This is a genomic window from Nostoc sp. ATCC 53789 (genome assembly GCF_009873495.1).
Taxonomy (GTDB): Bacteria; Cyanobacteriota; Cyanobacteriia; order Cyanobacteriales; family Nostocaceae; genus Nostoc; species Nostoc muscorum_A.
On sequence record NZ_CP046703.1, the window covers coordinates 5,531,207 to 5,544,724 of the forward strand.

The window sequence follows — 13,518 nt, forward strand, 5'->3', positions numbered from 1 at the left end:
ACTCAAAGAGTTTTTACTTCAACTTTTTTATATTAACTAACGTGTTAAGAAAATTAAATTTCTGAACAGCAATGACTCAGCAAAACGATTTCGATAAAATACTTTTAGCCCAATCTCTGAACACCTCGCAAACTTTATTTACCACTCAAGTACCTGGGTTTGAATGGAGTGATGGTGTATCCTATGAACTTGGAATGAAGTTCCAAAGTGCCAAGAGTGGTCAAGTTACCGCAATCCGCCATTGGAAAGCGGTCAATGAGACTGGGAATCATATAGGGAGAATCTGGTCGGCAACAGGATCTATACTAGGAAGTGTTACTTTCTCGAATGAAACTGCTTCGGGTTGGCAGCAGCAGGATCTCAGCACGCCAGTCAGTATCTTAGCCAATACCACCTATATAGTGACTGTCAGTTGCAATAGCTATTTTGGTGTAACTAATAACGCATTAGCCAGCCCAGTTGTGAATGGCGATCTCAGTTCAGTTGCTGATGGCAACAATTCAGTCTTTGGTAGTCTAAATTCTTTCCCAACTAATTCCTATCAGAACAGTAACTATTTCCGCGACATAGTATTTGTGGTTGGCAACAGTCTGACTAAAGTAAGCGGCGATAATCAAACTGGTACGGCAGGTTCTGCCTTAGCCAACTCGTTCGTTGTGAAAGCTACAGATAGTAGTGGGAATCCTCAGTCAGGAGTGACAGTCAACTTTGCTATCACCAGTGGTGGAGGTTCAGTTTCATCCGCTAGTGCGGTAACTGGTAACGATGGTCAAGCCAGCACAGTGTTAACTCTAGGGACAACAGCTGGCATAACAAACACTGTGAGTGCAACAGCTTCTGACATAGGCAGCGTGACCTTCAGTGCCAGTGCTAACCCAGCAAACACTAATGCGATTTATTTAGAAAACCAAAAACCTGGCACTACAGATTGGCAGATTCCCCAAGTAGGTCAATCGGATATTGCTGGCTATGCGACAGCAACTAGTGTAAACAAGGGTGGCTCGTTGCCAATCAAAGTTTCTCTAGCACAGGCCGGAAATTACACGATTGATGTGTATCGCTTAGGTTACTACGGAGGACAAGGCGGCCGGCTAGTACTGAGTAGCGGTCAGCTTAACGGAATTACCCAGCCCGCATGTAATTTCGACAGTTCTACCCGCACAGTGTCATGTGAAAACTGGTCAACTTCCTACACGCTACAAGTTGGCAATGACTGGACTAGTGGTTTGTATATTGCCAAGCTAACTGACCAGAGAAGTGGGAGTAAGTCCCAGGTAGTGTTTGTTGTTCGTCATGACAGTGAAAGGTCTGACATATTATTCCAGAGCAGCTTCAATACTTTGCAGGCTTATAATCTCAGTGGCGGTTACTCTCTATACCCAGAACAGAGTATCGGAGGTCAAAGAGCGTTTAAGCTTTCTTACGATCGACCATTCGCACAACATAGCACGTTAAGTGGTAGTAACCCTTACAACAACATTATCTTGTCTTGGGAGTACAATATGGTGCGGTGGCTGGAGTCCCAAAGCTATGACATCTCCTACGTAACTAACGTGGATGTCCACGCCAACTCAAGTTTGCTGCAACAGCACAACATATTTCTGTCAGTCGGTCACGATGAGTACTGGTCGCTAGAGGAGTTCAATAGTGTCCAGAGCAACAGCATCAACAAGGCTTTTTTCTCAGCGAACAGTGTCTACTGGCGAGTTCGGTTTGAAAACTCTAGTACGGGGGTAGCTAACAGGGCTATGGCTTGCTACAAAGATGCCACAGATCCTGTTGCGCCAACCAACAAATTCCGCAGTCCAGAAAACAACAAGCCAGAGAGTGCGTTGAAAGGCAATATGTACATTGGAGGTAGGTGGCAGAATTTCTTTTTTGATGGGTTCGATTTTGTGGTTAAAAACAGTACTCATCCCTACTATGCCAACACAAACCTGAATGATGGGGATAAATTAAGTGGTTTGGTGGGCTTTGAATGGGATGCAATCAATCTCAACGCATCTCCAAGTGGGTTGGTCGTTCTGAGTGAGTCAGTACAGTCGCAAAACTTTGATCAAGCTGAACTAGAGGGTTTTCCTGCTGGAACAGACCCACGGATTTCCCAAGCAGTTAGCTTCACTTCTGCTAGTGGTGCTAAGGTCTTTTCGACTGGCTCTATTCAGTTTATGTGGGGGTTAGACAGCGAGGGCGTTAGCGGACCTCGCGAAGATACTCGCATCAAGCAAATGGTTGTCAATATCTTAGCAGACATGGGAGCTAGACCTTTGACTCCCGGTTCCGGCATAATTGTGCCTTGAAAAACCGTAACAAAATTCACAAATATTATGCTCTACCCTTGCTGGAGTACTGTCTGTACCACATAAATGGATGCACCACAGTTATCTTTCATAATTGAGCAAATACTAATCCCAGTTGCTTAGGTAGTAGGTTATGAATTTGAGAATCAGACGACGAAGATTTGGGCAGTTGGCTATCGTCAGCGCTGTCACCGCAGCAAGTGCTAAATTTACATCTAAGGTGTTTGCCCAACAGTCGGAGCAGCTTTATGGAGTGAGCCTTTCTTCAGCTAGCAAAAGTAAAACACAAGACTTAGTTGACACTGCTGCTGCTAACGCCATACCAGGAATTATCTTTCAGTCTATAAACTTTACCACTGGTCAGGTGTTATTAACTGCCGAAATCGCCGCCGACAGCGTTACTAACTCCCTAGAAACCACTGAGAGTGTTGCAAAAGCCTTGGTTGTTAAAAAGCCCAGCGAGCGGATAACTGCTTTTACTGTCTTACCTGATAACACATTTGTTATTGCCGCTGTTGCAGCCACTAAGAAAGGCGATTTCAGTCGCCTGATATCTATTACACCTCCTAAAAAGAGTGGAATTAAGCCTCCAAAAGGCTTGAAAATCAAAAAAAACAAGGATAAGAAGTATAGTACTGTTGAAGGGTTATTATCAACCACTATAAAAGGTAAGCAGGTACTACTTGGTGTAATTAGTCTTGCAGAAGGTAGCCCTCCTTTTGAGTTGGCATTTATTGACCAAAACTCAGGACAAGTAGATTCTAGTGTTGCAACAGGTCTACCATATATTTCCCCCAAGCAGAGGCTCAGTAATCTTGCTCAATCTCCATTAGATGGAAAAATTTACGCTACTAGTGTCGGCGGTGAAGGTAGTGGTCTAAGTTTAGTGCAACTAGACCTAGAGAACAGGGCAGTAGTTAGTGGTAGAGGAAAGATTATCAGACTGGTGGAATTAAGCTTCAAGAACAAACCTTTGGAAAATGACTTAGCAAGTTTAGCCTTTTCTTCTTCAGGTCAACTATTTGCACTTGCTGACCCCAAATATGAGGGAACAAATTCCCTGTTCACCGTGGATATGAAAACCGGAGCTATGACTCTGGTGAGAAAATTTGCGGTCGATAAAATTCTATTTGTGCGAGCCTAAGAAGGCCTTGTTATCTCAGTGATTATCATATACAAGTATGACAAAAAGATTGCTGTCAAAGTAGTTTATAGTATTTTATTCTTAATCTCTGAGAACCGATTCACGAAGCAAGCGGCAGAGATTTGCACGCTTAGATGTTTGGAAGTTGAAAAATATGCTCCACATTCGTTTACCTGGTTTTGCTATCAAAATACTATACGGGGCTGTATTCATATTTTTTCTGGCTTTTACCTTTACTCTTCCTGTGTCGGTACAAGCCAGGAAACATAGAAACTACATCAATACCCAACATCCCGTGGGAACTGTGGTCAAAGCCTCCGGCCCCTGCTTCAATAACAGCGATCGCTATGTAGACTGTGGTAATGGCACGGTGACTGATACTGTGACTCGACTTATATGGCTCAAGAAGGCAGATTGTCTTGAAGCAACAGATTGGGCAACAGCCAATTACAAAGCAGCTGAGATTAAAAGCGGCGACTGCAATCTGTCGGATAACTCTTCTCCTGGCGATTGGCGTTTGCCGACCAAAGACGAGGTTACGGCGCTATTACCTCCTTCAAATCTAAACTGTACTAATCCGACATTGGTAGACCAAGAGGGTTCAGGCTGCTTTGCCCAGGGGACGCAGTGGGCTACTGGTATCCAGTTCAACTACTGGTCTAGTACTACGGGCCCTTACCAGGAGGCTGGTAATTCTGCCTGGGCAATCTTCCTAAACTTCGGCGGCGTTATCAACACCAGTAAGCCGAGCCTCGTCTACGGTTGGCCTGTCCGTGGTACACCATAGCAACTTGGGTGTTTTAAGAGAAAAGTTTTCGATCTACTGAGAGTAATTTAATAATGTCTGATACAGTAATTAGGGTTGAAAACCTCAGTAAAAAATACGTGTTGAGTCATCAACAAGAAGGAAGTAGCAGATATAAATCTTTGCGAGAATCCATCAGTGATAGAGTCAGTTCACTGGGTAAAAAATTGGTGAAGTCTTCTGGCAAAGAAATATATAATCCAGCCCGTGAAGAGTTTTGGGCATTGAAGGATGTGTCATTTGAAATTAAACAGGGCGAGAGCATTGGAATTATTGGTCGCAACGGTGCAGGAAAATCAACTTTACTCAAAATTTTGAGCCGCATTACTGAACCAAGCAGCGGCTGTATTTCTCTCAAGGGTAGAGTCGCAAGTCTTTTAGAAGTGGGCACAGGTTTTCACCCAGAATTGACAGGTCGAGAAAACATTTATCTCAACGGTGCCATTCTGGGGATGAGCAAAACAGAGATTAAAAGAAAGTTTGATGAGATTGTCGCTTTTGCTGAAGTGGAGAAGTTTTTAGATACACCTGTTAAACGCTATTCATCAGGGATGTATGTGCGTTTGGCATTTGCCGTAGCGGCGCATTTAGAGCCAGAGATTTTGATTGTGGATGAAGTTTTGGCGGTAGGAGATGCCCAATTTCAAAAGAAGTGCTTGGGAAAAATGAATGATGTTTCTGAAAAAGAAGGGCGTACCGTCTTGTTTGTTAGCCACAACATGGCAGCATTAAAAAGTCTATGCGATCAAGCCATCCTGCTCAAGTCAGGATGTTTAGTAACTCATGGAGAAACTCATCAGGTCGTATCTCGTTATTTGGAGTCTGACAATGACTCTAAATTTCTTGAAAGAATGTGGGATGATATTGAAACTGCTCCCGGAAACGATAAAATTCGAATACATCAAATCAAGGTAATTCCAGATACTGATGATTCAGTAGATGAGATTACAGTTAAAACCCCTCTCAGGATTGAATTTGAGTATTGGAATTACCTCGATGGTGCTCATTTAAATTTGAGCTTACACATCTACACGCTGGAGGGAGTTTGTGTTTTTAATTCAATCTCAAGATCGATTCCTTGTACTTCAGGTCTAATCAGAGGAGTTTGTTACATTCCTGAAGATTTTTTTAATGATGGAAGTTATCAAATTACAATGATGGTCGTTCAAGATACTTCAACTATCCTTTATACATGTGAAAATTTACTGAGTTTTACTGTACATGATATTGAGAGAGAATTCAAATGGTATGGCAAATGGCAAGGAATAGTTCGCCCTAACTTGAAATGGAGGTTTGCTCCTGTTGAAATATTCGCATCTAAGTCCTGCTAAATTTTTGACTAAAAAATGTTGAAGATGAATTAAGACATAGATAATTCAACGAAGATTTTTAGTAAATTTTTATGATATCAAAGTTACTGTTCTGGGGTGCTTCAGGGCACGCTTTAGTGGTCGCAGACATAATCCGCTTACAAGGAATCTATGAAATTGTTGGTTTCCTTGATAATATGAATCCACAACGTTATGGTGAAAACTTCTGCGGAGCTAAAATTCTGGGAGGACAAGAACAGTTAGATTATTGTAAAGATAAAGGTATTAAGTATATAATTTTTGGATTCGGAGATTGTCAGGCGCGATTAAAGTTATCTGAATTAATTTATAGAAAAGGTTTTTCTTTAGCAACTGCTATCCACCCAAATGCAGTAATTGCTGCTGACGTGTCTATAGGGGCGGGAACCGTAATTGCAGCTGGAGCGGTTGTTAATCCCGGATCAAAGATTGGTCAAAATGTCATTATCAACACTTCTGCGAGTGTTGATCACGAGTGCGTGATAGAAGATGGAGCGCATATTTGCCCAGGTGTTCACTTAGCTGGACGAGTAACTGTGGGGCGTGCAGCCTGTGTAGGAATTGGAGCGACGGTCATAGACCGCGTGCGGATAGGTGCAGGTGCCTTAATCGGGGCTGGCGCGGTTGTCGTCAATGATATTCCTGATGGTGTCTTAGTATATGGTGTTCCGGCTAGAGTAATCAGAAAAATTGACTTATAAGGAAGATTGATTTATTTGGTGAGGCTGATTATGGAATTTTATAAAAAAATACAATACACTTCTCCTGAAGAAACTAAAAAAGCTATCCAAGAAGCACTCGATAAATATAAAATAGTTCATTTTGTCGGGTTTGATTTTCAAATAGATATTCACGACTATTTCACGGAACTAAGTGATTTTTTAGGACTAGTGATTAGTATGGATGAAGATAAAGACACAGGTAAACGAACGGGTCAACGTTGGATAGATATTAGCTACGATCCCGCACGTCCAAATAAGTACCGCTCAAGTAAAACTAGGCAGCCTCTTCATACGGATAATTCTTATCTTAATCATCATGATGCGGTGAATTATTTTTATTGCTTATCTCAGGCGCAAGTGGGAGGTGCTACTTTTTTCTTAGATAGCGAATTGCTCATTAAAGTTTTGGAGCTAGACAATGAGCATCAGTTACTAGAAGACCTAAAAAAAATTCCTGTATCTTTTTCAAAAGAAGGTGTCAGCAAAACTAAGCCTATTATTACAGAAGACGAATTAGGGCTTCGCTTAAATTATAATTATTACCCCTTAGATAAAGATAACACTCCAGAAGCTAAAGATTTAGTTGAAAGATTTCAGCACTTCCTTGAAGATCGCGTTCATCATAGCGGAATTTACACGAATATCATATTAACAAAAGGAGATGCTGTATTCTTCCATGACGAAAGAGTTTTGCACGGTAGAAATGCGTTTTTTACTCCTAATAAAGGAGACAGAATTCTCCTTAAAGGTTCTGTAATTTTGCATTCAAGAAAACACAAGAATTTAGAACTTTTTTGCCCAGCATGAAAACAGCAACTGCTAAATTAGGTTTTGGTACTTGGCAATTTGGCGGCGAAACCCTTATTGCTGGTCAGCATAAAGGATGGGGGTATATTGACGATAAAGAAGCTATTCAGGCAGTTCATCTTGCTCTTGATGGCGGTATCCAATTCTTTGATACAGCTGATTCTTATGGAGAGGGTAGATCGGAAGAAATTTTAGGTAAAGCTTTTCAAAGCTATCCGAGTGGGAATTTTATTGTTTGTACGAAGTTTGGCAATCGAAAAGATAATCAAGGTAACTCTTTTCAGGATTTTTCTTCGGAATGGCTGGAAAAAGCTGTAACTAACAGCCTTGAACGTTTAAAACTTGATTGCATTGATGTTTTACTATTTCATAGTCCGCCAGATAATTTTGATTGGAAAAATTACGATAAATTCATTCTAGAACGCCTTAAACAGAAAGGATATATTAAGGAATATGGTGTGAGTTCAAAAAGTATTAAAGGCGCATTAAAAGTAGCAGAAGATAAATTTGGAAGTAAGATTGAGGCCATATTTAATGTATTGGATCGCCGTGCCGAAGAATATTTATTTAATAATTTAGATGATAAATATCAATTTATAGCTAGAGTGCCTTTAGCTTCCGGTTTTATTAATCAAAAATATTTGTATAAAGCTCCAGAATTTGCTGAGAATGATTGGCGGCATTATTTGCCCGAAATAGATAAAAATTGGTTACTGGAAAGTGCCAGAAAATTAGCTTTTCTAGATGAATTGCCAGGAGGAATTACAGTTTCAGCGTTGCGCTATGTCTTATATCATTCAGGTGTTGGAGTCGTTATCCCAGGAATGAGAAATCCTCAACAAGTGAAAGCTAACTTGCAAGCTGTAGAATTTGGCGCACTCGACCCCGAAGTCGTTGAAAAAATAAAACAAGCTGTTAGTGATGTACCAGCACACTGGAAATTTTAGCTTTTAGGTTTGGTTCATAAAAATCATTCATAGCAATTGTTCGAGAACTCTATTGGTTCTCTATCTCACCTAGTAAACAGACATAAACTAAAAGGTTATTTACAGCAAATGAGTAACAAAACTCGATTGGAACACTTAGCAATATTCGGTGCGGCTCCTGCCTTTAATGAAAAGCTACATGTGGGTCGCCCTAACATTGGGAACCGCGATCGCCTGTTCCAACGAATTAACGACCTACTAGATAGAAGATGGTTGACTAATAACGGTAGCTACGTTCAGGAGTTTGAACAGCGCATTGCTGACATGATTGGGGTCAAGCATTGCATTCCTATGTGTAATGGAACTGTTGCTTTAGAAATTGCTATTAGAGCAGCAGGACTCACGGGAGAGGTTATTATTCCTTCATTCACCTTCATTGCTACTGCTCACGCATTACAGTGGCAAGAGATAACTCCAGTCTTCTGTGATATTGATCCTCACACTTACACTATCAATCCGTGGCGGGTTGAGGCAATGATTACACCCCGCACGACCGGAATCATTGGCGTTCATCTGTGGGGACAACCTTGTAATGTAGAAGCCTTAACAGAAATAGCTCACAAGCATAACCTCAAGCTGATGTTTGATGCAGCCCATTCTTTTGGCTGTTCCTACAACGGACAAATGATAGGTAACTTTGGCGATGCAGAGGTGTTCAGCTTTCATGCAACTAAATTTTTCAATACCTTTGAGGGTGGAGCCGTCGCTACCAATAATGATGAACTCGCTGGCAAAATTCGTCTGATGAAAAACTTTGGTTTTTCTGGATTTGAGAATGTCAGTTATATCGGCACCAATGGCAAAATGAGCGAAATTTGTGCTGCAATGGGGCTAACAGGTTTGGAAAGTTTAGACGAATTCGTGGCTGTCAACTATCAAAATTACAAACAATATCAACACGAAGTAAGGAATATCCCAGGTGTTAAATTATTAACCTACGATGAGGCTGAAAAATCCAATTATCAGTATATTGTGCTGGAAATTGACCAGGAAATTACTCACATCAGCCGAGATGAATTGGTAAAAATATTCTGGGCTGAAAATATATTAGCTCGACGCTACTTTTATCCTGGATGTCATCGTATGGAACCCTATCGCTCCTACTTTCCTCATGCAGGACTGCTGCTACCGGAGACTGAAAGTTTGGGCAAACGAGTACTGGTTCTGCCTACAGGTACGGCGGTTGGTACAGAGGAAATCAATAAAATCTGTCAGATTATTCGGTTGGTAGTTCAGCATAGTCGTGAAGTCAAGGAAAGACTAGTTGATGCATCTGAGGAATTGATACGGACACGTCGATGACAAATATATTCCACTTAGGAAAAATCAGACAATGAGAAATTGCGATTAAACAAACGAAGCCGGTCTCGGCAATTTAGGATAATTCAGTCCGTGACAGCTGACTTAGTTTGTATGGCCCCAGACTTTCAGTCTGAGGGCAATTTGTTTGAGTCAACATTATTTAGACAGTATTCCTATGAAACTAAGTGTATTAATACTCGCCTACAATCATGAAAAATTCATTACTCAGGCGCTAGATAGTGTTCTGATACAGCAAGTTGATTTTGACTATGAGATTGTGATTGGCGAAGACTGCTCTACAGATAATACGCGAGATATTCTCATTGGATATCAACAAGAACATCCAGAGAAAATCCGCTTGTTACTGCCTGAGAAAAATTTGGGAATGCATGATAATTTCATTCAAACTTTTAAAGCGTGCCGAGGTAAATATATAGCGCTTCTTGAAGGAGATGATTACTGGACTTCTCCGGACAAACTACAAAAACAAGTAGATTTTTTAGATACACATACTGACTATACAATCTGTTTTCATAATGCCTTATATCTTTATCAGGATGGCAGTACAAAGTGCTTTATGCCTCCAGAAAATTGGAAAAATACTTTTACTCTTGAAGATATACTTAGCTCAAACATTATGTCATTTGCTTCAATAGTGTTTCGACAGGGTTTTATAGAAGAATTTCCAGACTGGATGTACGATATAAACTTTGTTGATTGGATATTGCAAATTTTACTTGCTCAGCACGGAAATATTGGATACATCAATGAAACCATGAATGTATATAGAATTCATCCTAATGGGAATTGGTCTTGGAGAACTCAAATAGAAATGCGCTTGGAAATCTTGAAAGCATATCATTACATCGAAAACTATCTAGACTCTAAATACCAGAATAAAATAAGAAGAGTCATATCCGAAAATTATAAATTATTATGTATAGATTATATGCAAAATGATGATAGAAAAAATGCTCGCAAATTTCTAAATAAATTTTTATTACAAGACTTTTTAAACAATCTTATGTTAAGCGATCTATCATTAAAAACTTCGTTTTTAATGAATATCTATCTTCCAGCTTTATACAAAATTTTAAAAAAAGTAAAGTATACTTTTATAAGTAAAGTAGTATCTGAAAAAATAATTTAAAAAATTCTATTTAGTGAAAAGACATTATAAGTCAATAGCCTTATATTGCTATTATTTTTTTAAAATAGCAAAGGCTGTCTAGCTCAAGATATTAATTCGTGTTTCCTGGTAGGAAAAATCAAAATAATTAGCGATCGCGTCACATCAATCAAAGTTACGAAACAAAACTATAATCCAATCAAATATATGAATGTCCTGCATATTAATCAATCCGATATTGGTGGCGGTGCGGCGATCGCAGGCTATCGCCTTCATCAAGGTTTATTGCAACAAGGTGTTAACTCAAAACTGTTAGTTGGCAAAGTTAAAACTGATAGTAACCTTGTTGCTGCCGTAGGTCATAAGTATCGTGTAGAAAACCAATTATTGCGTTTGACTAGGCGCTTAGGATTAAATTACCTCCATTTACTAAGCACGTTTGACATCTGGAAGCATGATTTTTATGAACAAGCTGATATTATTAATTTCCACAACCTGCACACAGGGTATTTTAATTATTTAGGTATTCCTGGATTAACCAAAAGTAAACCTGCTATTTTTACCCTCCATGATATGTGGAGCTTTACCGGACATTGCGCCTATAGTTACGATTGCGATCGCTGGCAACAAGGTTGTGGTCAATGTCCCTACCCTGAAACTTATCCAGAGATAGCAAGAGATAATACTCGTCTAGAATGGCAACTGAAAGACTGGGTTTACAGTAAGTCTAATCTCACGATAGTGACTCCTAGTCAATGGCTGACTGAGCAGGCAAAAAAGAGTATGTTTAACCGATTTTCAATTTATCACATACCGTATGGTCTTGACACTGATGCTTATCAACCTTTAGATAAAGACAAATGTAAAAATATTTTAGGTATTCCTGCCGAGAAAAAAGTTATCATGTTTTGTGCAGATGGCTTACAGGATTCTCGTAAAGGTGGGGATTTACTTGTGCAAGCGATCCAAACTTTACCTAAAGCGTTAAAAGCGGAAACATTATTACTAACTTTGGGTAGTGGAGGCGAAAAAGTTCTTGAAGTAGTGGGAATACCAACTTTAAACCTGGGATATGTAAGTGGCGATCGCATGAAGTCAATAGCCTACTCTGCGGCTGATGTGTTTATCTTCCCCACTCGTGCGGATAATTTACCCTTGGTACTGCAAGAGAGTATGGCATGTGGTACGCCAATGGTTTCTTTCAAAGTTGGTGGTGTACCTGATTTAGTCCGTCCAGGAATAACTGGTTATTTAGCTCAACCAGAAGATACACAAGATTTTTGTAATGGTATTGTCCAATTACTAGTAGACAAAGAGCAACGGCACAAAATGAGTGAAAATTGTCGAGCGATCGCACTTCAAGAGTATACCCTGGAACTGCAAACAAAAAGATACATTGAGCTATACCAACAGGTGTTGCAATCGCCATAAGCAAAAGAGGGCGTTTCCGTTCTTACGAATTTTCGTAGACTCACAGTCTGGACATTGCACAGTAGATGACCTCAATTCATATTTCTACTAGGCAATGTCCAACATCTTTATGCAGTTTTTGAGGAGGAATCGGTTAGCTCTAATTCACATTAGATTTAGATGAAAAACATTAAGGAACGCCTATCAAAAGGTTTTATAATAACATTTTAGTCTAGACAAGCTAGTAGTATTTGTGAGTTATCAAATCGATATTTGTATAATTTTTACATTCCCAAAAAACATTCAATTATTCCCACCACAGCAAGATAATTGACTGTGAAATTTACTCAATTATTTTATTTATGAAACAGCATCAACACATTCTTGTTTCACTAGGTAGCGCTCCAAAACAAGGACCTGGTAGCCTTATTATTATTGATCGTCATCTAAAGCGGCTGCCAAGCAGTTGGCAAATATCTATCGTTGCACCAGAGGAATCTTTTGCTGATACAAATATGCCTGATTCATGGCAGCTTCTTTCTATACCAATGCGTAGATGGTGGTGGCCTCCTTATCGTCGTCAAATACCAAGATTACTTGAAACTAGATTTTTGTGTTGGCAGATGGAGTGTGAAAAGATTTTTTTAAGAGAACGCCCAACAGCAATTGTTACTGTTCTTCATGATATTTATTCTGTGTTTGCTGCCTATCTCTCTAAAATTTGGCAAGTTCCATTGTCGGTAATTGTTCATGATCAAGAAGAGCTTTGGGCAAAATCTGAATTAGAGTATCATTGGATTAAACGGAATTGGCAGGCTGTGCTTAATCAAGCTACAAGAGTTTGGCCAGTATCATCAGAACTTGCTAATACCTATAATATTATGGATACTAGTAAAGTCAGTATTCTTCTTCCCATTCCTGAAGGAAGGCAACAAAAATTCGTGGAGTGGAAAGATAAATTTAAAACTTCTCCTGTTGTTGCTTATGCAGGTAGTATTTATCCCAGCCAAGTATCTAGTTTTTATAAAATTGCTTCCTTGCTTGAAAAAATTAACGGTACTTTGCTACTCGTTACTCCTCTAAATCGGCCGGGTATACCAGATTTAATCAATAATTGCCCAAATATAGAGCATCGAGAACTATTCGCTACTAATGTAGAAGTTATAAATTTTTTGGCGGAAAAAGCTAGTTGTATATTGGTACCTTATCCTCTTGATCTTGCTGAACACCCTTGGGCCGCTACTTGTTTTCCTAGCAAGTTAGTTGAGTTTTCTCATCTAGGTTTACCAGCTATTATCCTTGCACCGTTAGATACTGCTTTAGGAAATTGGGCAATCAGGCATAAGTGGGATAGCTATCTGACAAATATGGATGAAGAAATGCTTTTAGAAATTCTCTATGAGCTAACAGAAAAAGAAAAATGGACTAAGATGGCCAACCAGTGTCAAAGAGTTTCTCAATGGGAGTTCAATCCTGAACTTATTCAGTCTCAGTTTGAATCAGAACTTGCAGTAATTAGCAAAATTAATGGGTTAGTAAAACAATCAATCAACTAGTTTATTTC

The 13,518-nt window shown here is 39.6% G+C and carries 11 protein-coding genes; all 11 read left to right on the forward strand.

Annotated features, from left to right (window positions below; translation table 11 throughout):
- Positions 1–71 precede the first annotated feature (71 nt).
- Positions 72–2,300: a N,N-dimethylformamidase beta subunit family domain-containing protein gene (locus GJB62_RS22950; protein WP_114081651.1), complete on the forward strand. Its 2,229-nt coding sequence runs from the start codon at positions 72–74 to the stop codon at positions 2,298–2,300.
- Between the two features lie 133 nt (positions 2,301–2,433).
- Positions 2,434–3,444, forward strand: coding sequence for a hypothetical protein (locus tag GJB62_RS22955; protein WP_114081650.1), 1,011 nt, complete (start codon positions 2,434–2,436; stop codon positions 3,442–3,444).
- A 154-nt stretch (positions 3,445–3,598) separates the two neighbouring features.
- Positions 3,599–4,231, forward strand: a complete 633-nt coding sequence (locus tag GJB62_RS22960; protein WP_114081649.1) for a DUF1566 domain-containing protein — start codon at positions 3,599–3,601, stop codon at positions 4,229–4,231.
- 53 nt (positions 4,232–4,284) lie between these two features.
- The gene (locus GJB62_RS22965) at positions 4,285–5,580 is read left to right on the forward strand and encodes an ABC transporter ATP-binding protein (RefSeq protein ID WP_114081648.1); all 1,296 of its coding nucleotides are present in this window, start codon (positions 4,285–4,287) and stop codon (positions 5,578–5,580) included.
- Between the two features lie 71 nt (positions 5,581–5,651).
- Positions 5,652–6,299, forward strand: a complete 648-nt coding sequence (locus GJB62_RS22970; protein WP_114081647.1) for an acetyltransferase — start codon at positions 5,652–5,654, stop codon at positions 6,297–6,299.
- A gap of 30 nt (positions 6,300–6,329) precedes the next feature.
- Complete coding sequence (locus tag GJB62_RS22975; RefSeq protein WP_114081646.1) at positions 6,330–7,127, forward strand: TauD/TfdA family dioxygenase; 798 nt, start codon at positions 6,330–6,332, stop codon at positions 7,125–7,127.
- Positions 7,124–8,074 (forward strand): aldo/keto reductase, encoded by a 951-nt coding sequence (locus GJB62_RS22980; protein ID WP_114081645.1) that lies wholly within the window; start codon positions 7,124–7,126, stop codon positions 8,072–8,074. Before GJB62_RS22975 ends, GJB62_RS22980 begins: the two co-directional genes overlap by 4 nt.
- Before the next feature lie 108 nt (positions 8,075–8,182).
- Entirely contained in the window at positions 8,183–9,415 is a 1,233-nt protein-coding gene (locus tag GJB62_RS22985) for a DegT/DnrJ/EryC1/StrS family aminotransferase (protein WP_114081644.1), read from the forward strand.
- Positions 9,416–9,590: 175 nt separating this feature from the next.
- Positions 9,591–10,565: a glycosyltransferase gene (locus GJB62_RS22990; RefSeq protein WP_114081643.1), complete on the forward strand. Its 975-nt coding sequence runs from the start codon at positions 9,591–9,593 to the stop codon at positions 10,563–10,565.
- Positions 10,566–10,751: 186 nt separating this feature from the next.
- Positions 10,752–11,975, forward strand: coding sequence for a glycosyltransferase family 4 protein (locus GJB62_RS22995; protein ID WP_114081642.1), 1,224 nt, complete (start codon positions 10,752–10,754; stop codon positions 11,973–11,975).
- 341 nt (positions 11,976–12,316) lie between these two features.
- The gene (locus GJB62_RS23000) at positions 12,317–13,510 is read left to right on the forward strand and encodes a hypothetical protein (RefSeq protein ID WP_114081641.1); all 1,194 of its coding nucleotides are present in this window, start codon (positions 12,317–12,319) and stop codon (positions 13,508–13,510) included.
- Positions 13,511–13,518 lie beyond the last annotated feature (8 nt).